Below are 21,172 nucleotides of genomic sequence, written 5' to 3' on the forward strand. Positions count from 1 at the left end.
TCATGATTCATCATGTCAGATGCTGGGTCTTAAAACGATCTGGTATAATGGAACCGAAGAAACAATGAGACAGAAAGGACTGAACAGCAATGCCATTTCAGACCTATTTCCCCCGGCCTCCTTTGTCTTCTTTCATCGCATACTTCTGGTCCTATACAGGAAAGAATCCGCCGCACTCGAGAAGGCTCACCCTACCGGATGGCTCGACCGATCTCGTCATTGATCTGTATGATCGTAAAACTCGTATACACAATCGATATGACAGCGAGACGACACTGGCAGCTTCCGTGATTAGCGGGCCTCACACCGATTATTATATAACGGATTCTTCAAGCGAGCGGTCCATGATTGGCGTACATATCAAGCCCGGCGGCGCTGGGCCGCTTCTAAAGCTGCCTTCTATTGCGTTAAAGGATACGCATGTCTCGTTGGATGATTTATGGGGGATAGCGGCTGCAGATCTGCGCGATGAGCTGCTTTATTCCAACACGGTGGAAGAGCGATTTCGTATCCTTGAAAAATACTTTCTGTTACGAAGCGATTGGTCAAGGCCATCGCATTCAGCCGTTCAGTTTGCGATTGCCTCGTTTCAGCAGCCGCAACAACCCGAATCCATTACGAACATGGTTGAACAGGTTAACATGAGCGCCAAACGATTCATTCAAATTTTCAAGGATGAAGTGGGACTAACACCCAAAAGGTTTAGTCGTTTAATGCGGTTTCAAAAGGCGGTACGTCTAATCAGACAGAGCAAGGATATCGATTGGGCTGATCTTGCCATGTCTTGCGATTATTATGATCAGTCCCATTTCATTAAAGAATTTCAGTCTTTTTCCGGCCTCAACCCGACCGAGTATCGCGCTATAGAAAGCCTGCACCCCAATCACATCCCACTCACGAACTAGATCTCGGGAAAAAATATACAATACAGTGTCTCCTTCGTTCCCTTACAATGCAGAAAGCAGCAATTACATTCTGTAGATGGAAAGGGGAGATCAGCTATCATTACTCCATTTAAAATCAATGTTCCGCAATCAGATCTTGAAGATTTGAAAACGCGGCTGGATCATACGCGGTGGCCCGACGAAGCGGCTGGCGAAGGCTGGTATATGGGCGCAGATCTCGGTTATATGAAAGAATTAATCGATTATTGGCGCACGAAGTATGACTGGCGTATTCATGAAGCCAGATTAAATGCCTTACCGCAATACAAGACGGTTATAGAGGGTACAACCCTTCATTTCGTGCATGTTAAAAGCGAAAATCCAAATGCGGTGCCGCTATTGCTCGTTCATGGCTGGCCCGATAGCTTCTACCGATTTCACAAGATGATCCCTCTGTTATCCGACTCCTTCGAACTTGTCGTGCCTTCGATTCCCGGTTTTGGATTTTCGGATCGAAAAACCACAGCACCGAAGCGAGTCGCCCACCTGTTTGCCAAGCTGATGACAGAAACACTTGGATACGCGGGCTTCGCGGCTTGCGGCGGGGATATCGGTACTGGAATCGTGACCATGCTATCCATACATCACTCCGACGTTGTGAAAGCGATCTTGTTGACAGACGCTGGTTATCCAACCGGAAGAGAGAATATTACTGAGATGTCCTCTGCCGATCGGCAGTTTATGTTAGACACCCAGGCCTGGGTTCAGTCAGAAGGCGCCTATCTGAAGCTGCAAGCTACCAAACCGCAAACGCTTGCCTATTCACTTAACGATTCGCCGGTTGGCTTGGCATCTTGGATCGTCAGCATGATCCGTTCGGGAGCTGGCGACAAGACCGTAGATGATGCATTCGGCGGAAGGGACGAACTACTCACGAATATCATGATCTATTGGCTGACCGAGACAGCCGGATCTGCCGCACGTATGTATCGGCTAATTGTAATGGCCAATCAAGCGAATGAAGATAGCGCTCCGCCAATCACAGCGACACGAAGCGTACCGGCAAGTATCGTGCTCTTCCCGCGCGAAATCCAGTTCCCCGCAAGCTGGGCTGAACGTTCGGTACATGTGAGAAGCTATAACAAAATGCCCCGTGGCGGTCATTTTGCAGCGCTGGATGAACCCGAACTACTGGCCAATGAACTGATACGATTTATCCCTATACATTATTCTGATTCGGGAGGAAGTTCATAATGGAATCCATGAGGGAACGAAGTATTTCCTATCGACGTATGCACAATCTGCTCATAGGTGGAAGGAAGATGGACAAGTGCGAACATGTTGTCCAGCACCTCGGCGCCCTGCAGGCGCAAGATTATCATCAGGCCCTGTGGGCTGTTGGAATGCGTACGCAATCTGCTACTGTGGCGGATATTGAGCAATCCATCGAGGATCGTAAGATTGTTCTGACTTGGCCGATGCGCGGTACGATTCATTGCGTGCATCCGGAGAACTTAAGATGGATGCTCCAACATTTGGCTCCACGTATTTTGGCACAGGATGGGCGAAGACAGGCTCAATTGGAGCTTAATCAGGAGATCATCGAGCGCTGCAGGCAGATCATTTATGATGCCTTGCAAGGGAACAAGCGGATATCTCGTCCCGATCTTATGCAATTGCTGGAGGATAACGGATTTCACACGAAAAACCAGCGTGGCTATCACCTTCTATGGTATCTTGCGCAGAGCGGCCACATTTGTCTTGGGCCGAGGGAAGGCAAGCAGCAAACCATTGTTTTGCTAGATGAGTGGATGCCTGCCGCCAAGGAGTTAACCCGGAGCGAAGCGCTCGCTTTGCTCGCGGAACGATATTTTGCGAGTCATGGGCCGGCAACCGTACAAGATTTAGCCTGGTGGGCTGGGATCACACTTTCTGATGCAAGACAAGGCGTCGAAGCTGCGCAATCCCGGCTGGTGTCGGAGAAAATCGGCGGGCAGGAATATTGGACAACCGATAACGCCCCGGCATTCGTAATGGATGAAGAACCGAGTGTTTATCTGCTTCCGGGGTTTGATGAATATTTGCTTGGCTACAAAGACCGGAGTACGGTATTAAACGCCGCGCATGCCCGCCATGTTGTCCCGGGCAATAACGGCGTATTCATGCCCACCATCGTTATCGACGGCCAAGTCTCCGGCTTATGGAAACGAACCATTAAGAGTAAAGGGATCGACATCGAATTTCATCTATTTGCACCTCTAAAGAAGAGAGAAGAGCGCGTGATCGAGGCTGCCGGGCGATATTGCAAGTTTATGGGACTGCCTTTGGCGACAACATCCTTTCAACTGGTGGAATCATAGATGACCAAGGAGGAAGTTATGAAATACGCTTATGTTTATGTACTGGATACGATGGCGGACTGGGAGCTTGGCTTAGTTACTGCAGAACTCAACTCCGGTCAATATTTCAAAAATCGCGGGAGTCGCCTTCCCGTACGAACTGTCGGAGCTTCCAACCGTCCTATCACGACAAAAGGCGGGTTGACAATCGTGCCGGAACTGACAGTAGATGAGATCACTCATGAAACATCGGCGATATTGCTTTTTGCCGGGTGCTGACAATTGGAAAGATCCCATGAATGGGCCAATTATCGAAAAAGCAAAACAACTGCTGAATGCCGGTGGCAATGTTGCAGCCATATGCGGGGCGACACTTGCGCTTGGGGATGCCGGGTTGCTAGATGACCGTCAGCATACGAGCAATAGTCTGGAGTATTTGAATTTATTTAGCCCCTCGTACAAAGGCGCTGCTCGATATAAAAACGAGAAAATCGTGACCGATGGCAATCTGATCACAACCGGTTCAGCCGGCGCAATAGAATTAGCGCGCGAGGTTATTGCGCTGCTGGGCCTGTTTGCGGAAGAGACGTTAGAAGCTTGGTATAACTACTTCACTTCTGGCGATCCTAAATATTTTTATGCGATGATGGAGACGCTGCAAGACAGTAATTCATAACTTGCGAGGGTGACTAAGACGTTGGTCTTGGGTCACCCTGTTTCTATACTGCACATTGTCATGAGATAGATAAAATGACACAGACTGGACGCCTCCGTTTGCTGAGGGCCATCGTTCCACGCCATGAAAGTGATTTTGCTTAAAGGGCTCCATTCCTGCTTGCTTATACCAATCCGGTTTACTCATGGACCCCGACCTCCTGAAGCTTTTTAAAAACCTTAGTGCGGGCACGGTGCAGACGAGACTTTACAGTTCCTTCCGATACCCCAAGCACCCCTGCCATCTCCCGAGTCGTCATTTCATGCCGAATATCCAGCAAGAGAACTTCCCGAAAATTCAGTGGCATCTTGGAAAACAGTACAACTTCTTGTCTTTTAGAAAAGACAAGAAGTTATATCCATAAAATAAAAAATCCGCTCAAATCGCGGATTCAAATGGATGTATGTTCTTGTCCTCTTACAGTCGGCGGAGGACAAGAACATATATCTTTAAAGGAAGGAAGAAGGAACATAGATCTTGAGGACATAAATGATGCGCCTCTTCGCGAGTAATAGTGATACTTATAAAAAAATGGTTCGACGGCATGCTGTCCTCGCCCTCCGCCCTGCAAATAAAGTAGTAATCGACAGAATTGATTCCGCCTTTAAGCGTCTGGTATGCGGTAGATGGTCTAGCACATTCGACGACAATATTAGGAATGATCCCATTCGTATCGATACGCGTATCTTTTAGCTCAATCAACGGCTGACAATCCGTTGGGAATGAAAAAGCCGCATTACATGCGACTTCTAATGATAATCACCTCTTTGCTATCCTCTTTTTATCCTAGTCTCTTCAAAAGGACTCTTTTAATTATTCCAATTAGGCTAACACGACATTGGATTGAAGCAGGATCTGCTGTAGCTTCTTTACATCGACTTCCGCAGCGGATGAGTTTTCTGCACTGGCCAGAGCGGCAGCAGTTCCAGCTGCCTGGCCGGTGGCCATGCAGCTCGGAGTTAGCCTGGTTGTGGCTAGTGCCTCGTGAGAAGTAGAGATACAGCGCCCTGCTGCCAGAAGGTTCCGTATCTTTTGCGGTACAAGACAACGGTACGGAATATCGTAAGCTCCGTCTCCGCCAATCCATGCGGCTGTAACCCCGCTGCCTTTGGGATCGTGAATATCGATCGGATACCCGCTTCTAGCGATTACATCATCAAACCGTTTTCCCGACACAACATCCTCAATGGTCAGACTATACTGCCCGTTAATGCGTCTCGTTTCCCGGATCCCGATTTGTGTTCCCACCGATGAGATGCTTGCCTTGGCGAAACCGGGAACCCAGTTTTGCAGAAACTGGGCCATCATCATCACCTGACGGCGGCCCTCCTCCTCGGCCTTCGTTAGATCCTCGATGTCCGTGCCGTCCAACCCCTGTACACGGGTGCAGTTCACCAATACCTCATCCTCTGCGGGGCCGGTAAAGAAAAGAACCTGGTCCCGATTAATAGGGACATTGGCCGATTTCCACTGCGAATAAAACCCTTGAACTCCTGTCAATGGAATGTGATCCAGCTCATCAAAAGGAGTTTTCCGGTAAAAATTGTCCGGGTTCTCTATCATATTGCGGCGAACGGCTTCGAGATCTACTCCGCGCATCCGGAATTTCATCGTCATCGGCTGCGTGCCGTGATCTCCTTCACGCCCTTGCAGCGTAGGAGCCCCGGATAAATAGCTCACATCCGCATCTCCAGAGGTATCGACGAACATCTTCCCACGGATTTGATAGTGCCCCGATTTGCCCGTCACTTGTACGGATCGAATTCGGTTGTCTTCCACTTCAACTGCATCCACAAAGCTGTGCAGCAGCAGCCGCACGCCCGCTTCCTTGAGCATATCGATGGCAACCAGCTTGTAAATCTCGGGATGATACGGTGTTACCGTGTGAACGAATCCCACTGTGTCCCGAAGATGGCCGGGTGAGCCCCCTTGCGCCATTAATCGTTCGACCAGTTCTTGCGCAATTCCCTTAATGACCTGATTGCCTTGCTCGGTATGAAAGGTCATCCACGGATAGACGGAGGCGGCCGTCGACATCCCTCCCAAAAAACCATAGCGTTCGATTAAAATGGTGGATGCCCCTAGTCTTCCGGCAGCGATGGCTGCATTAATGCCGGCAGGCCCGCCTCCGACAACCACGACATCAGCTTCTAAAATGCGGTTCATCTCGTTCCTCCTCTATTCCTTTAACCCAGTCATTGCAATGCCTTGTATAAACTGCTTCTGAGCGAAGAAGAAAACCAGCAGCAGCGGCAGCGTTACCATAACGGAAGCGCTCATCAGCAGGTTCCACGCCGTGCCGGCCTCGTCTGTAAACAGGGAAAGCGCCAATGGCAGCGTCATCAAGTTCCGATTGTTGATAAAAATAAGCGGATTGAAGAAATCGTTCCAGGTTGTTAAAAATGTAAAGATCGTCAGCGAAGCGATCGCCGGCTTGGCCATCGGAAGCATGATTTCGAAGAATGTGCGCATTCGCGAGCAGCCGTCGATCATAGCGGCTTCCTCCAGGTCCTTTGGCATGGCAATAAAATACTGCCGCATCACAAATACGCCGAAGGCTCCCTCCGCGCCGAAAATGGGCAGAGCGATCAAGGGAACATGCGTGTTGTTGAACCCTAAATCGCGCATGAACAAAAACATCGGGATCGCGGTTGCCTCGGCTGGAATCATCATGGTGCTAAGCAATAACAGGAACACGAGATCTCGCCCCTTAAATGGGATCCGGGCAAAGGAATACCCAGCCAGCGAAGCAAAAAAGGCGGTCCCAACCGTTACCACAACCGCGATATAGACACTGTTAAAATAATACAAATGAAAAGGCGTGTTGTTCAGTACTTCCGTGTAGTTCGCCCAACGGATCGCAGAAGGAATAAACTCCGGCGGGAATACGAATATTTTGGCCGGTTCCTTAAGCGAAGTCGACACCATCCATAAAAATGGGATCAGCATCACAACCGATATTAAGGTTAGCACCAGATAATGCAGCGCGCCGGCGATCCAATTCGATGATTTCAAGACTGCACCTTCAGCTTTCATGGAACACCCACCTTTTTCTAAGCTGCCACTGAATCAGTGTAAAGATCAGGATGATGAAAAAGAGAATATAAGCTAGAGCCGACGCATAACCGAACTCGAAGAGCTTGAACGCTTTTTCCCAAATATAGTACACCAGCACTTTCGTGCTTCCGCTTGGTCCGCCTTGAGTCATCACGTAGATCTGGCCGAATACCTTCAACGAACCGATGACAGTCATGATGACCGTCAAAAATATCGTGGGCGTAATCATCGGTACCGTCACTTGAAAGAAAGCGGTCCGCCGGCCTGCCCCGTCGATTTTGGCCGCTTCGTAAAGCTGAGCCGGAACCTGCTGCAAAGCAGCGATAAACAGCACCATATTGAGCCCGACGTTCTTCAGCACGCTGGTGACAATAACGGCAGGCATAGCCAATTGTGCATTGTACAGCCAGGCAGGGCCTTGAACGCCAAAAAACAACTGAATCAGCTGGTTAATAAAGCCTGTGTCCGTCGCAAAGAGATACTTCCAGACGATCGCCCACACGATGAGCGAAGTCATGACCGGCACGAATATGGCGGTGCGGAATAGACCCATGCCAGGCTTTCCTTTTGCCAGGAGCAGCGCAAGCCCCAAAGCCAGAATAATATTCAGCGGCACCAGGCCCGCCGAGAAGTAAATTGTGTTCCCTAGTATTTTCCAAAATTCGGTATCTACGATGATTGCTTTGTAATTAGCAAAACCAATAAATTGTGCATCGCCAAGTATCGGCCAGTCTGTCAAGCTCATGTAAAAAGCCATAACTAAAGGAGCAATAAGGAAGATGATAAAACCAAGAACCATCGGCGCTACAAACAGCCATCCGGTGATAGCAGCTTCCCGCGATAAAGGATGTTTCCTCTTGATAGCTGCAGCTAGTTCGCCACTCATATTCGTCCCCCTATCTGTCGATCGCATTACGGAACGCGTGAACCATGCGCCGGATTTCGTCCTCATGTTTTCCTATTGCGACAGCTCCAACCAGCAGGACTTGAATACCGCAATCTTTTAGAGCAGGAATATCCTGGGGAACAATTTTACGCTGGGAAGGAACGATGACAGGCAAACCGGCATTCTCTACCAACCAGCGGTATTTTAACAAATCGGCAAAACTAAGCGGTGATCCGTACTCCTCTCCCGGGACGATGGACGCTTCCAAAGCTTCCAGCATGGGAAAGGATTTGGCCGCATCCAGAAAGCGGAGGTCAAATCGGTTATCAATAGCAAAAGTGGACGCCAGCTTGCCTGATTTCAGCAAAAAGGACGGCAGGTGCCAAGCATAAATGGAGTAGAAGTCAATCCCAAGCTCGGGTAGCTCCTCTATTTCATCGGGAAGAATGGCCTCTATAGATCCTCCAGGCACTATACCTAAAGGACCATGGAACAAGGAACGAATCTCCCTGAACGTGTCCCTGTACTCCGATAGCGCTCCAAAGCTGGTCCCGCTGGCACGGTGACCCACATTCATATGCACCTTCAGCCCGTCCGCACCTTCTTCGATTGCTGCTTTCGCCAATCTCGCGTCATTCTCCGGAAGGCTGACGAACAATTGCAATTTGGTTTGATGGAGAGAAGTCTTCAAACGATTCATCTGCGGGTTCTCCTTTTCTTTTTGTACAACCGCGGTCCGCTTACAACGAACCGCGTCGCACGTTACCTATTTCAAAAGTGGGGTGATCTTGGTTTCCATCGTTTTTACGATTTGTTCCGGCGTTGCCGTTTGGCTGAAAAGCTGATCGAAGCCTGCAAGCAATTCGTTATCGATTTTCTCCCAATTGACGTGCCCCGGTTGAACGATGGCCTTCGGCATTTCATCAATTACGGCTTGCTTAATATCTGCCGCATCAGGGTTTCCTGGCTGCTTCAGAAAATCATCAGAGCCTAGCACGCTCTTGCGCGGAGGTACGAAGAACGTTTGGGTTGCCTTGATACCTTCCTCACTCGCCAAGAATTTCATGAATTCTTCGGATTCTTTAGGATATTTGCTGCCTTTGAACATGACATATCCGGCTTGGCCAAGCATCGGTACAGCGCCTTTCGGACCGGACGGCATCGGAGCGATGCTCCATTTGAAATCTTTAATCGTCCTTGCTTTGGACACATAGCTGTATACATCGAAGAACATGCCGATTTTACCGGATTCGAAGCTGACCTGTTCACCTGCTTTAGGGTGGGATTGATCGACGAACATCATGGTTTGCAGCATTTTCAGCGTCTCAATTCCGTATTGATCATTCCATGTAAATTTGGTCATGCCTTTATCGAACGGGCCGCTTCCGTTGGACCAGGAGTAGCTGGACAGCAAAATATATGTTTTCCAATCGCGGAAGAAGTTCGCTCCATAGATTTTGTTAGCCCCTGTGCCACTTGAAAGTGCCTTAGCGTCTTTTACGAATTCATCCCAAGTCCATTTGCCTTGTTTGGCAAGATCATTAGGGGAAGCTAGTCCTGCTTTGGCGAACAGGTCCTTGTTATAGAACATAACGCTAGGCGGCGTCGAGAATGGCAATCCATACAATTTCCCGTCTTTGGTGAACAAATCCAGAGTGGACGGGATAATATCATCCATCTTAAAGGAAGCATCCTGCTTCACACTGGAAATGTCCTGCAGAATCCCATTGGCCATAAACTGCGGAACCATGCGCTCGGATAACCAAGCGACATCAGGAAGCTCGCGTCCTGCTGCCAATACCGAAATCTTCTGCTGATAATCCGGAAAAGGGACAGATTGCAGGTCCACCGTGATGTTCGGATGGGTCTGTCTGTACTTATCGATTAATGTCTTGTACAGATCGAGGTGGGCCTGATTTCCCCAAGTTAAAAATTTGAGCTGAATAGGCTTGCTTGTGTCAGGTGTCGCACTGCTGCCGGTTGGCGCTGCACTTGGTTGTGTTCCTGAACCGGAATTGCTGCAGCCGGCAACCAGAACCGCGAGTATGGCCGATATACTGAGCATGATATTGGCCTTACGTTTCGATGCGTTCATTCTGTTTCCCCCCATTTAGTGATGATCTTGATAGTCCTATTATATTGAAAGCGCTTTTACAAAATAAATCACTTCACATTTGGGTTTGGTACGTTTTGTATAGAAGATCTAAAATTCTCCTTCTTCCCTATATGCACCAGGAGTCTTGCCCACCTGTTGTTTGAAGAGCAGCATAAAATGCTTCGGGCTTTGGTAGCCGGAGAGCCGAGCCACATCGTAAATCTTCAGGTCGGAATTCAAAAGTAAATATTTCGCACGCTGTATTCGGACATCCGTGATAAAATCGGACAAATGGATTTTGGCTTCTTGTTTAAACAATTGGCTGAGGTAAGCCGGATTCAGATTCACGTACTCTGCAAGAACCTGAAGCCGCAGGTCTTTATCGGGATTTCCTTGAATGTACTCTTTGACCTTGCGGATTAGTCGTCGGCTGTCATTTTTCAGAGGGAGCTCATCCTTATCCGCTGCTTCCCTAGGCAAAGACGCATTTCCCTCCTTGGGCACCAAGCCCCGCCGTATTTGATCCAATACCGAAACCAGGGCCAAGCGGTCAATCGGCTTCAATAAATAATCGGTGACTCCGTATCGGAGCGCTTGTCTGGCATATTCAAAGTCGCCGTATCCGCTAATGATCAGGATCGGCATCTGAGGATAACGTTCCCGTACTTTGGCGGTTAGCGTCAAGCCGTCCATTTCACGCATCCGAATATCCGTGATGATGAAATCCGGTACTTCCTTTTGCAAATAATCCAGCGCTTCCCGCCCATTTGCAGCTTCCTTGGTGATCTGGAAATCCGTGGACACTTGGGCGATTAAGTTTTTCAATCCGTTTCGGATAATTTCTTCATCTTCGACCAGCAGGATTTTGATCATTATCATTCACCCTTTCCATAACAGGTATTGTAATAGTAAATGCGGAGCCTTTTCCTGGACTTGCATCAATGTCGAGCTCGTATTCCTCCCCGAACATCAGAATCAAACGATGGTAAATATTTCGCAATGCGAGCCCATGTTCTCCGGATTCTAAAGGCAATGTCGAGGCAAGCGATGAGCGAAGATGCTCCAGCTGCTCATCTGTCATTCCGACCCCATCATCCTTGACGGTAACCAGCAGATAATGTTCAAAACGAAGAGCGGTGATCCAGATCGTACCTCCTTGCTCCTGTTCGCCGATTCCGTGATAAATCGCATTCTCAACCAAAGGCTGTAGAAGCAGCTTCGGCATGGAGTAACGCTCAATCCCTTCTTCCAAGTCAAATACGACACGAAGCCGGTCCCCGTAACGCATCTTTTGGATTTTGACATACGACGCGACGGAGTCCAATTCCTCTTTTAACAGGACCATCCGATCATACTTATCTACGGTGTAGCGAAGCATTTTGCCGAGTGCGGTCACCATATCGGATACCTCATAGTTCTGCTTTCCGATCGCGATCATGTTAATGGACTCCAGCGTATTATATATAAAATGAGGATTAATCTGACTTTGCAGCGCTGCGAGTTCGGCCTCCTTTTCCTTCAGTCCAATTTCATATACTTCTTTGACTAAGCGGTCGATCTCCTCCGTCATCCGGTTGAATCCTCTGCTTAATTGACCGATTTCGTCCTGTGATTCCACAGGGACAGTTTGCTGGAAGTCTCCCCGCTGCACGAGCATCATCTTTTTCTTGAGCCTGTCTAGCGGTCGGCTGATGTGGTATGAAAAATAGATAGCAAGCAGCCCGGCAGCTACCAAAAACACTATGGCCAGCAGGACCGTAAAATTACGTAATGTTATCGTATCCTTGAGAAGCGAGCTTACTGGTATAAAACTGATCACTTTGAGTCCAGTAAAATCGGAATAATCGACCACAGTCAAGAAACGTTTGCCCTGAACTGTAACGTCCTTGGCAAAGCTTTCATTAGGCAGCTTCGTTTCGAGCAAGATTTGCTCCATAGTTGGGTCCTGCGTACAGCTTCTTTCATTGTAAAATAGCTCATTGTTGCTATCCATTACGGAGAGGCTGCATTTCTCCTCAAATTTCACGTTCGATAAAATCTGCTTGAATACGTCCATCTTCATATCAATTTTAATCAGCCCGAGCAAGCGATTCGTATTCGGCTCACGGATCAAGCGGGCGACGGAGAAATACTGCTGCGGGTTGTTCTCCATGTAGTAATCCGGATTATGCGGAGGAATGACGGCCCAGGCGCCATCCGCTTGACTGACTTTGGTGTACCACGCTTCCTTCCGCACATCCACGGAGAATTGCATTCGGGTCGAATCCACATTGGTAAAAATAAAGCCATTATTGGCAATGACCTGTATCCCTCTCACCTCAGAACGGTTATAAGCCAATCCTGATATATAGAGAAACATTTTTTCCATTTCTTCTAGCGTGGGACGCGTTTGCTGATACGCCGGCATGCTGTATTTGTCCAAAATAGACAATACCTTTTGGTCATAGAGAGGCATTAGGGAAAGACGCTGCATTTCTACTAAGGTCCGATCCAGGTTGCGATTGATTTGGCCGGCAATCTGAATCGTCGAGTCAGCGGTCCTCCTCTCGATGGTGCTGGAGAACTCGTAATAGGAGATCAATCCCTGTAAGGTCAATGGTATCGTGATAAGCAGGATGAAGATGGTTACTATCTTTTTACGTAAATTCATTCGGGCAAAAAAGGGGTGGAACGTTCGCCATTTCCTGTTCATTGCTGCATCTCCTCATCCATACCATGGTCCTATTATTTTAATCGTTGCCCTATTGTTCGAAAATAGCTATTTTTATGAGTGACATGAACTTAAAGCAAGTTGGGCAAAAAATAGAGATATCCGAAAAACAAAAGGGTCTGACATACGCCAAATCGATCGGGCTGAGCTCCTATGCTAGCTATTTTTCCATGGTGTTCGCCGCGATAATCGTGGCGTCCAGACCGTTTACGGGCAAGCTGTTCGATAGGCTCAGCCCGAACGTACTTGTCTATCCCGGCTCGCCTTGTTCGTGCTGGGGGCCGAACTCGACTCCGCGGTAGTCTTGCGCACGACCCACATGTTTGAATTTCGCGATGTCTACACCGACAATTAAGGTTGAAGAAGTGATTTGAATTAATCCGTTCATTTTGAGTAGAATGCATCTTGTAGTCTCCATGGTTTGTTTTTGGGTCCGTTCGCTGGCAAGCAATCTGGGACCCATTAGGATCATACCAAGGAGTCTTTTTAATTCTCAAACCTCGTATTTCTACATAATAGGAAAGCTGCCCGTTACATCAATGAAAAAGGCAGCTGATCGTTTGACCGGCTGCCGCTATATTATGATTCAACTATCGTTATCCGTCATTGCGCACTGCCCTTGCCCTGCAATCGAGACAACCAGACTCGTTCCGCGACCGCGACGTGCTGAACCAGCTTCAGAAGGTCCTTGTTCTTCGTCTCACTCTCCTCGAGCGCATCCAAGATGCGTCCGTCCGCCCAGTTCAGGTGGTCCATCATGCACTTGATCGTCTTCATTTCGGTTTCCCCCTCTTCGTCTCATCGATTACTTGAACCTACTGTGCCCGTTAGCTTAACCCCGAAATCCATCGGGTGGACCGAGGGCTCCGCTAGGAACCGCAGCGTGAATTGCAGATAACGTCTTCTTTGCGAACTTCGTAAATACTCCACGACTTAAGTTATTCGGGAAGTGATTCAACTATCCTGCCCTTTAGTTGAGCGGTGGCTTTATTAAGGCAACAACTGCTGCTGCAACCTAACATGGTTAGCATACCCTATCCGCTGATTGAACCATCGAATGCCGTGATGCCATGCTGGACAATACAACCACGGCAATGATAGCGATGAGTACGCCGAGTACCCCGAACCAGGTAATGGATGCCAAAGAAACACGGTTAACGATCAGCCCGCCGATTCCTGCGCCGACAGCCATGGCAAGCTGCATCATGGAACTGTTCAAGCTCAGCATGACGCCCGAGGATTCAGGAACAAGCGAAACCAGGTTAAATTGCTGTGCGGGAGCGGATGACCAAGCGGCAAAAGACCAGAGGATCAAAATGGCGAATACGGCAATGACCGACTGTCCGACCAAGGATAGCAAAATCAACGAAACGACGTGAAGCACCATCCCTGAAACGAGCGTGTTTTTGATGCCCCGTTTATCCGCACTATAGCCGCCGACTTTCGAGCCAATCAAACTGGCAATGCCGAACATGAACAGAGCTGCGCTAATCAATGATTCATTTAAATGAGTCACCTCTAGCAGAAAAGGGGATAAGTAAGTATAGGCGAGGGAATATCCTCCCAACCAGAAAAAAGTAATCGCTAAAGCAACCAATACCTGAGGTTTTTTTAACAAAGCAAATTGTTTGATCAAAGGGACAGGTTTATCTCCCTGCATACGTGGTATAACCGCAGCAATGACAAGCATGGCCAATCCCCCGACAATTGCGATAGCGAGAAATACCGCTTTCCAGCCAAAAGCCGAGGCTACCATTCTGCCGAGCGGGACGCCGATGATGAGCGATGCGGTAATGCCCATGGTGACGTTGGCGATGGCGCTGGCCTGCTTACCTGGCAGAGCGATTTTGGCGGCGATACTGAGCGCGTTAACGGTAACCACCCCAGCGCCTAAAGCCGTAATGATTCTCGCAGCAATGAAGAAACCGAAACCGGACAATATAAATGTCAGCAGATTTGCAGCAATAAAGAGACCTAGCGAATAAAGTAGGAGCTTACGCCGGTCCATTTTGGCTGTCAGTGCCATCAAAATAGGAGTCCCGACCGCATAGGCAAGGGAATAAACCGTAATGAGCTGGCCTGCTGCCGCAACGCTTGTTCCCAACGTCTCTGCGATTCGGTCTAATATCCCGGAAACGATGTAATTGGATGTTCCAACTAAAAAGCTGATCAAGGCTAGAACGTAAACTTTCCATGTGCTCTTCATAATTCACTCTCCTGTTGTGTTTTTTTTGAACTATATTTTTGTCGATAACAAAACCGACATGGCTGCATGTTAGCAGCTGAAGGAGCCAGCGCGGGGCTTGCCGTGCTCCCTTATTTGCGACGGTTGTGATACCGACATGGTTCTCTCCTCCTTTTGGAAAAAACTGTTTCAATGCAACATTAGTTGCTTGAACAACACTTGTTGTATTTGTATGTTATAATAACAACCAAATGGTAAGCAATCGTCAATAACCATAAACCGTTGTATAGACAACACCATTTCTATAATGTCGTTTTACTAGGGGGATTTTAACCATGACAATTAAAAAGAATGAAGCTGATCCTCGTGTGTTACGTACACGGCGACTTCTTCAAGACGCTTTTGCTTCACTAATTCAAGAAAAAGACTTTGAATCAATAACCGTTAGGGATATTGCAGAGCGGGCTACTGTTAACAGAGCGACTTTTTATGCGCACTTTGTAGATAAATACGAAATTCTTGAGGCCAGACTAATGGAATCATTTATGACAATCATAAATCGTAGAATAAGCGGTCACGAAGAGTTGAATGAAGAAACAATTCAGAGTATTTTTCTGGGGATATGCGAATTTCACAAGAGTCTAAGCACTATGTGCAAAAGAAGAAATCCATCGCTTGTATCTGTATTCGAAATTCAAATAAAGGAAAAAATTCAAACGATACTTCTTTCCTTTATTGACAAAGACAAGATGCTATCGAATCCAAACACGCAATTCTCAATAAATACAGCTACTATCTTGTTAAGTTGGGGGATGTATGGGGCGGCTTACGTTTGGAACAAAGAGGGGTGTCTAATAAGTGCGGAATCATTCGTTAAACAGTCTTTGCCCTTAGTGATGAACGGAGCCAAAGAACTGCTGGGATAGTTCCTGTCGCTATTGCTCTATCTGCCCTTTATTTGAGCGATTCATCTAATGCTTTGATTGGATCACGCTGAAACGTACAACTACATGCAAGACATGAACTGCCGTCACTTATCATACGGTTCATCGCAACAATTAAAAGGAAAAATGAAAAGGGCGCCGCTGCAGGACGCCCTTAATTTAATCTATGTGTTTGCTGTCATGACCAATTGTATCCAATCTTTAACCACGGACAACTGAAAAGGGAATCGCCCCTGTCATCGGAGGCCGTTTATCAGTTCTAAATTTTTGACGCCATTTTCTTATCCGGTTGCAAGACCTGTTTGCCTATGCCCGACTTAGTTAGCATCGGCAATAATGATCTCATCCAGGTAAAGACTATCACCCGAAACTCCTGACGGGCTATATATCTCAAGATGGACATTTGCAGTCCCGTTCGGCGCGGTAATGTTAGCGACAGCCTGCTGCCAGTTAGTCGATAAACCACTCAGCGGTATAAGATCGGTCTGCATTAGTGCCTGACTTCTATCAAACCATTTAACCCTGAGCGTCACCTCGGATATAGATCCCGTACCTTGCTTGGCCCAATAACTCACCCGCTTATTGCCAGCACTTGACGTAAACCCTGGCCAATTTGCGGCTACTACGCCCCAACCCCATGGATCCGTTACGTCTACTCGAAGGCTGCCGGCCCCACGATGCGCTTCGTATGTCGATGCCGTAACAGAAGCGGAATACCAGGACTGCCACTGACCGGCCGAGGCTTCACCGCCAGCTGTGTCGGCATCAAGCACATTAGGCGCATCGCCTACTACCATGTCATCCAGGTAAAAATAATCCCCTGGTTCCCCCAATCCGATAAAAGAAACGAGCACGGTCGATGCTCCTTCAGGTGCATCAACCAATGCAGACGATTGCTGCCACGCGGTCGTCAGAGCAGGTGATTTGAGTTCGTTCGTTTGCAGTACCTTCTTGTTACTATCCAGCCATTTTACAATCATCTTGGGTTGTATGCTTGTCCCCGAACCAAGCTTTCCCCAGAAGCTGAGCTTCTTCAATCCTGCTGTCGTTGAAAATCCAGGCCAATTCGAAAGCACTCCCCAGCCCCATGGGTCGGTAACATCGATACGAAGACTGTGCTTTCCGCTATTCATCTCATAAGCAGACTGCGAGACTGTTGCAGAGTACCAGTTTTGCCACCCTCCGATAGAACCTTCTAGAGTAGCCGTATCCGCGTCCAGATCATTTGCAGCAGGTGCAGCAGGCGGAGTGCCGCCGCTTGAACCGCCAAAGTCAGGATCGCCGTTGAATGTGCTATTCATATCTTGGCTGAACGGCGCAGATCTCCAAGCATTAAACGACACGGCTTCTCCGTATCCTGTGGCAAAGCGCCAATTGCCAAAGTATTGATTATCATGGAAGCGATTATTGTTCCCGAACATTACATCATTTTGAACACCGGCAACGGTATAGGGCGACCACGGCATATTATCGGCTCCTGTTGCAATCAAAGCCTGTACACCGCAATAAGTCCCCGCGCAAGGCACAACATTCTCGTCTAAATGAAACTCGTTGTTATTTACTTCAATATCACTTGCATGCCAGCGGCAGTCGGTCCTGTATGGTTCGGCGGCAATATCGGTATAGCAAGGATGCATGTCGCTAATCGGATTCGGGTAATCATAGTTGTGAGGGTCGGGAATAATCGTTGGAACCACGAATGGCGTACAGTATCCCTTACTTGTATTGCCATTTGAATTACAGAACCGGTTTGCATTTTCATAGATAGAAACGCCCGAGAAATTATTGATGAACGAATTGTTGTAGATTCGGATCTTTGGCGCCCCGCTTACAGTCGAAGCAAGACGTGCATCACCGCCCGATTCGGATAGGTAAATGGCTGGGCCGGGCGATCCTTGATTGTTATTTCCGCTTGCCCATGCATTGCGGCTGATCGTATTGTTTCGGATCGTCGCGTTGTAACTAATTTCGTACCAAATGCCTTCACCGTCGTTATGGTCAATCCAATTCCCTTCAATCAGGAAATCGATGTTATTCGTATCTGCCCACAGACCGGTTCCTTTGTTATCGTGTATGTAGTTGTTGGTGATCTTCGCGCCTTTCACATCCCAAAATTTGCCGCCGCCTGTACAGCCGCAGCCGGGAATCTGAGCTTCCCAGTTATCCGTATTATTGCCGGCAATTTCGTTATGGTCGAGCACGATATTTTTAATGGCAGAGTCCCCTTCAATCGGAGGTTTATACATACTAAAGCCATACTGACCGTTATCCTTCAAGCAATTGTAACGGACAACATTATCAGTGCCTAGAAATACGCCTGCGCCGTCATTATTGAAAATCGTATTATATTGAATAGCCCAACCGGTACCGGCATCGTGGTTGACGACGCCTTCGTTATTGTTATCATTGCCCCGGCCAAAGTTTGTGATGGTGAGATGCTGAATGGTTACGTTCGGCACGTCGCCCGTGAATGCATACAAATTCATATTCCGTCCATCGAGAATTGCGCCTGGAGCTCCAATATAGGTCGTGTTGGCCTTCGCATTAATTTGACCATAAATATCATTTGCAAGCGTGTGTGTTCCTGACTCAAACCAGAACGTAGCCCCTGGCCGATTGAAATCGAAGCTGCTGTTATCCCCTGCCGGCACTATCACAGCCCCATCGGGAGCGACGCTTGGACCACTTAATAAACTCGTATCGCTGCATACAGCCGCTGGCGGAGAAGTGGGCCAAGAAACATCAGCATAGGCATCATAGGCGAAGGATGGCATAATGGTTCCGGTGAAAAGAAGCGTCAACAGCACGACAATGAACATAGTGCTATGACGATGACGAATGGCTTGCATTTGGCACTCTACCTTTCTTGGTCATAGTTTCCTTTCATAGTGCCTTTCTTTGACACAATTCGTCAATGATTATAAAGCCTCATTCGTTGGGCGGGTTTATTGGTCCTATGAAATGGTTCTAATAAACTTTTGTACTTCTGTTAAATCCATTTTCCTCACCCTAGAAGGTTTAATTGTACAAACGTCCCCGTTCAATGTTTCAATTTATTTTAGTACCAAATCTACAGTCCATGTCTTACTAGAGGCCGCTCTTTCAGTAACAGTCTTCAAGTAATCTTTTACGATATGCTCAAATAGTGTTAATTCTCCGGTTAAGCCTTGTTTAAGAATATTATCGCAGTTTTGAATCATTTCAAGTAAGTAACCCTTATCATAATCCTGTTCATTATCAGCTGAAATTTTTTCCAGAGTCCGTTTCATATCGGAGTAATATTCAAGTAACTTTTTGGAATCTAGATTTTGTTTCGATATTTCATGATTTTCCCAAATAATCACACAAGGTGCTTCAAGTCCGAATCCCCCAAATAAACAATCATCAAATTGCGTTAGATTAGTTCCAAAATAATTATTTGGAGCATTAACTGCTATTGCAAACTCTTTAAAAAAGGATTCCAGATTCCATATTTTATCTCCACTAAGCGTATAAGTATTTATCATGTATTAATCATTCACCTTCTCTAGATGCATTTACCTCACACTACACCATTAACAAGTAACTGCCCGGCAGCCTCGTCATAGTTGTTTATTGAGCTATAGCACCCGTTAGCTTAACCCCGAAATCGCTCCTTGTGACCAAGGGGCGAATACTCCGCAGCGCGAATACGGTGCTAACTGATGTTGCTGACTTTATCAAGTTGCTAAGACTTCAAAACGAGCCATTCCCACATGCCAGTGAGTTCCATGCCGCAATTTGGGCAATGGAACCGCCCTGCATCCCCGAGGGTGTTATTGCGCATATTTGTTTCGGCCTTGCACCTGCTCCAAACGTTATCACAGCTCTAACCTGCATAGGGCTTCCATTCACCTCGAATACAAGATCCGCATGGCCCGTGCAATAGCAACCGTCATCATATTCCGCACGAACGTTACTGAAGGATAGTAGTCGAACCCCTTCTTCTTCAGCCAGCTGCTTCCAAGCGCTTTCCTTACTGCCCGCGGTCTTCTGCCCTTCCCAGCCAAACAGTTCCGCAGCTCTGTCGTAGTTTTGCTCCTGGACTGCTTTCAGGAATGAAACGGTTTGCTTTTGTATAGCTATTGGGTTCCAAAACAAGGTTACTTTGTATAGCAAAAACATGATGCACAACAACAATCCCAAATAACCTACCGATTTCACAAGTAGTGGATTCATCTCTGTCCTCCCTCCATTCTATACTGTAGACGAAACGTACAGGGAAAGCGTTACGCTAATCTGCCCGGATTTTGGATATATACGTGTCATGGTGAATTATTAAGAAAAAAACGAAAGCTGGCTCCGTCGGGGGCCAGCTTATATGTAGTTCCGCTAGTAATCTATTATTTGAATCGATTCGCCTCAGGATCTTCCGTATCATATTCGATCTCGGCTATCGCGGACCACAACTCGGCAGGAATCGGGAATTGGGCTAGCTCTAAAGTCTGAGCGACCCGCTCCGGCTTCGACATGCCTACGACCGTACTCGTGACGCGGGGATCACGCATAGAGAACTGAAGCGCCGCGGCTGCCAGAGGAACATTGTATTCCTGGCAGATCTTCGCAAACGACCGTGCACGCTCAACCAGTAAAGGAGGTGCATCGCTATAGGCATAGCGGGAGTAGGCATCCGGGCCTTTGGCCAGCATACCGCTGCCATAAGGAGCCGCGTTGATGACCGCAACACCCAGTCGATTGGCGACGTCAAGCAAAGGCTCAGCCGATCGATTGAGCAGCGTGTACCGGTTATGGGTCTCAACCGCGCTGAACTCTCCGGTTTCTACATAACGAATCAGCATGTCAACGGGACCGCCAGACATCCCGATATGCTCGATGACTCCTTGATCCTTGAAGCTTTTCAATACCTCAAGAGGGCCGCCCGGTCCCATAACATTTTCAAAAGTCGTATGTTCGGGATCATGGATGTACACATATTGCAGACGATCTAGTCCTAAGCGCTCGAGGCTTCCTTCGATGGAACGTTTGATTTGCTCACCGCTGAAGTCACCTGTCTTTAAGCAGCGGTCCGCTTTGGTTGCAAGCACATAACCCGCCGGGAGTCCGCCATTCTCTTTAATGACCTTACCGATACGACGCTCACTCTCGCCATCCCCATAGGCCGCAGCCGTATCAAGGAAATTGATGGGACTAGCAAAAGCAGCACGAATCGTTGCTAACGCAGTCTCTTCTGGCGCGCTAAAAGCAAAGGTTTCAGGCATATCTCCAAGTGGAGCCCCACCTACACAAAGCGGAGAGACAAGCAGCCCCGTTGTGCCAAGTGGCCGATTTGAAAGCAACTGTTCCGACATAGAATGATTCCCGCTTCCTTTTATAAATTT

At 47.8% G+C, this 21,172-nt stretch carries 21 protein-coding genes and 1 pseudogene; 7 read left to right on the plus strand and 15 right to left on the minus strand.

The window, feature by feature from the left end; genetic code table 11:
• Window positions 1–89: 89 nt before the first annotated feature.
• The 5 genes from GGC63_RS20725 (at window position 90) to GGC63_RS20740 (ending at window position 3,899) form a co-directional block, all read left to right on the plus strand.
• Entirely contained in the window at window positions 90–905 is an 816-nt protein-coding gene (locus GGC63_RS20725) for a helix-turn-helix domain-containing protein (RefSeq protein ID WP_192703919.1), read from the plus strand.
• A gap of 99 nt (window positions 906–1,004) precedes the next feature.
• Window positions 1,005–2,138 (plus strand): epoxide hydrolase family protein, encoded by a 1,134-nt coding sequence (locus tag GGC63_RS20730; protein WP_192703999.1) that lies wholly within the window; start codon window positions 1,005–1,007, stop codon window positions 2,136–2,138.
• A gap of 68 nt (window positions 2,139–2,206) precedes the next feature.
• Window positions 2,207–3,244: a winged helix DNA-binding domain-containing protein gene (locus GGC63_RS20735; RefSeq protein ID WP_225948363.1), complete on the plus strand. Its 1,038-nt coding sequence runs from the start codon at window positions 2,207–2,209 to the stop codon at window positions 3,242–3,244.
• Window positions 3,245–3,502: a DJ-1/PfpI family protein gene (locus GGC63_RS34935; protein ID WP_264082105.1), complete on the plus strand. Its 258-nt coding sequence runs from the start codon at window positions 3,245–3,247 to the stop codon at window positions 3,500–3,502.
• Complete coding sequence (locus GGC63_RS20740; protein ID WP_264082106.1) at window positions 3,465–3,899, plus strand: DJ-1/PfpI family protein; 435 nt, start codon at window positions 3,465–3,467, stop codon at window positions 3,897–3,899. The genes GGC63_RS34935 and GGC63_RS20740 overlap by 38 nt, the downstream gene beginning before the upstream one ends.
• Window positions 3,900–4,077: 178 nt before the next feature.
• Here GGC63_RS20740 and GGC63_RS20745 read toward each other — a convergent pair whose 3' ends face one another.
• From GGC63_RS20745 to GGC63_RS20780, 8 genes are all read right to left on the minus strand, one after another.
• Entirely contained in the window at window positions 4,078–4,245 is a 168-nt protein-coding gene (locus GGC63_RS20745; protein ID WP_192703920.1) for a sigma factor-like helix-turn-helix DNA-binding protein, read from the minus strand.
• A gap of 515 nt (window positions 4,246–4,760) precedes the next feature.
• Window positions 4,761–6,104 (minus strand): FAD-dependent oxidoreductase, encoded by a 1,344-nt coding sequence (locus tag GGC63_RS20750; protein WP_192703921.1) that lies wholly within the window; start codon window positions 6,102–6,104, stop codon window positions 4,761–4,763.
• 12 nt (window positions 6,105–6,116) lie between these two features.
• A complete protein-coding gene (locus GGC63_RS20755; protein ID WP_192703922.1) occupies window positions 6,117–6,974 on the minus strand; it encodes a carbohydrate ABC transporter permease in 858 nt (285 codons plus the stop codon).
• Entirely contained in the window at window positions 6,964–7,881 is a 918-nt protein-coding gene (locus GGC63_RS20760; protein ID WP_192703923.1) for a carbohydrate ABC transporter permease, read from the minus strand. The genes GGC63_RS20755 and GGC63_RS20760 overlap by 11 nt, the downstream gene beginning before the upstream one ends.
• Window positions 7,882–7,891: 10 nt before the next feature.
• Window positions 7,892–8,581: a hypothetical protein gene (locus GGC63_RS20765; RefSeq protein WP_192703924.1), complete on the minus strand. Its 690-nt coding sequence runs from the start codon at window positions 8,579–8,581 to the stop codon at window positions 7,892–7,894.
• A gap of 66 nt (window positions 8,582–8,647) precedes the next feature.
• Entirely contained in the window at window positions 8,648–9,976 is a 1,329-nt protein-coding gene (locus tag GGC63_RS20770; RefSeq protein ID WP_225948364.1) for an ABC transporter substrate-binding protein, read from the minus strand.
• Between the two features lie 108 nt (window positions 9,977–10,084).
• Window positions 10,085–10,849: a response regulator transcription factor gene (locus GGC63_RS20775; RefSeq protein ID WP_192703925.1), complete on the minus strand. Its 765-nt coding sequence runs from the start codon at window positions 10,847–10,849 to the stop codon at window positions 10,085–10,087.
• The gene (locus tag GGC63_RS20780; RefSeq protein ID WP_225948365.1) at window positions 10,821–12,668 is read right to left on the minus strand and encodes a sensor histidine kinase; all 1,848 of its coding nucleotides are present in this window, start codon (window positions 12,666–12,668) and stop codon (window positions 10,821–10,823) included. The genes GGC63_RS20775 and GGC63_RS20780 overlap by 29 nt, the downstream gene beginning before the upstream one ends.
• An 83-nt stretch (window positions 12,669–12,751) precedes the next feature.
• Between GGC63_RS20780 and GGC63_RS35395 the strand changes: the two genes are divergently transcribed.
• On the plus strand, window positions 12,752–12,988 hold the full coding sequence (locus GGC63_RS35395; RefSeq protein WP_412973881.1) for a hypothetical protein: 237 nt from the start codon (window positions 12,752–12,754) through the stop codon (window positions 12,986–12,988).
• Here the strand turns inward: GGC63_RS35395 and GGC63_RS34575 are convergent.
• The 3 genes and pseudogenes from GGC63_RS34575 to GGC63_RS20790 all read right to left on the minus strand — a co-directional run.
• Window positions 12,955–13,090 (minus strand): annotated as a pseudogene (locus tag GGC63_RS34575) (IS110 family transposase); the annotation flags it as partial. The gene GGC63_RS35395 and the pseudogene GGC63_RS34575 sit on opposite strands and share 34 nt — an antisense overlap.
• Window positions 13,091–13,289: 199 nt before the next feature.
• Window positions 13,290–13,463 carry a hypothetical protein gene (locus tag GGC63_RS20785; RefSeq protein ID WP_225948366.1) on the minus strand — a complete coding sequence of 58 codons (174 nt, stop codon included), beginning with the start codon at window positions 13,461–13,463 and terminating at the stop codon, window positions 13,290–13,292.
• A gap of 247 nt (window positions 13,464–13,710) precedes the next feature.
• A complete protein-coding gene (locus GGC63_RS20790; RefSeq protein WP_192703926.1) occupies window positions 13,711–14,892 on the minus strand; it encodes an MFS transporter in 1,182 nt (393 codons plus the stop codon).
• Window positions 14,893–15,206: 314 nt separating this feature from the next.
• Here GGC63_RS20790 and GGC63_RS20795 point away from each other — a divergent pair, with 314 nt between their 5' ends.
• Window positions 15,207–15,797 carry a TetR/AcrR family transcriptional regulator gene (locus GGC63_RS20795; protein WP_192703927.1) on the plus strand — a complete coding sequence of 197 codons (591 nt, stop codon included), beginning with the start codon at window positions 15,207–15,209 and terminating at the stop codon, window positions 15,795–15,797.
• A gap of 335 nt (window positions 15,798–16,132) precedes the next feature.
• On the opposite strand, the gene GGC63_RS20800 is transcribed toward GGC63_RS20795, so the two are convergent.
• The 4 genes from GGC63_RS20800 to GGC63_RS20815 all read right to left on the minus strand — a co-directional run bounded on the left by GGC63_RS20800 (window position 16,133) and on the right by GGC63_RS20815 (window position 21,142).
• The gene (locus GGC63_RS20800; protein WP_192703928.1) at window positions 16,133–18,664 is read right to left on the minus strand and encodes a right-handed parallel beta-helix repeat-containing protein; all 2,532 of its coding nucleotides are present in this window, start codon (window positions 18,662–18,664) and stop codon (window positions 16,133–16,135) included.
• 204 nt (window positions 18,665–18,868) lie between these two features.
• Complete coding sequence (locus GGC63_RS20805; RefSeq protein WP_192703929.1) at window positions 18,869–19,321, minus strand: barstar family protein; 453 nt, start codon at window positions 19,319–19,321, stop codon at window positions 18,869–18,871.
• Window positions 19,322–19,529: 208 nt separating this feature from the next.
• Window positions 19,530–20,012: a hypothetical protein gene (locus GGC63_RS20810; RefSeq protein ID WP_192703930.1), complete on the minus strand. Its 483-nt coding sequence runs from the start codon at window positions 20,010–20,012 to the stop codon at window positions 19,530–19,532.
• A gap of 164 nt (window positions 20,013–20,176) precedes the next feature.
• The gene (locus tag GGC63_RS20815; protein WP_192703931.1) at window positions 20,177–21,142 is read right to left on the minus strand and encodes an aldo/keto reductase; all 966 of its coding nucleotides are present in this window, start codon (window positions 21,140–21,142) and stop codon (window positions 20,177–20,179) included.
• Window positions 21,143–21,172 lie beyond the last annotated feature (30 nt).

Source organism: Paenibacillus sp. OAS669 (assembly GCF_014873645.1).
GTDB classification, from domain to species: domain Bacteria; phylum Bacillota; class Bacilli; order Paenibacillales; family NBRC-103111; genus Paenibacillus_S; species Paenibacillus_S vulneris.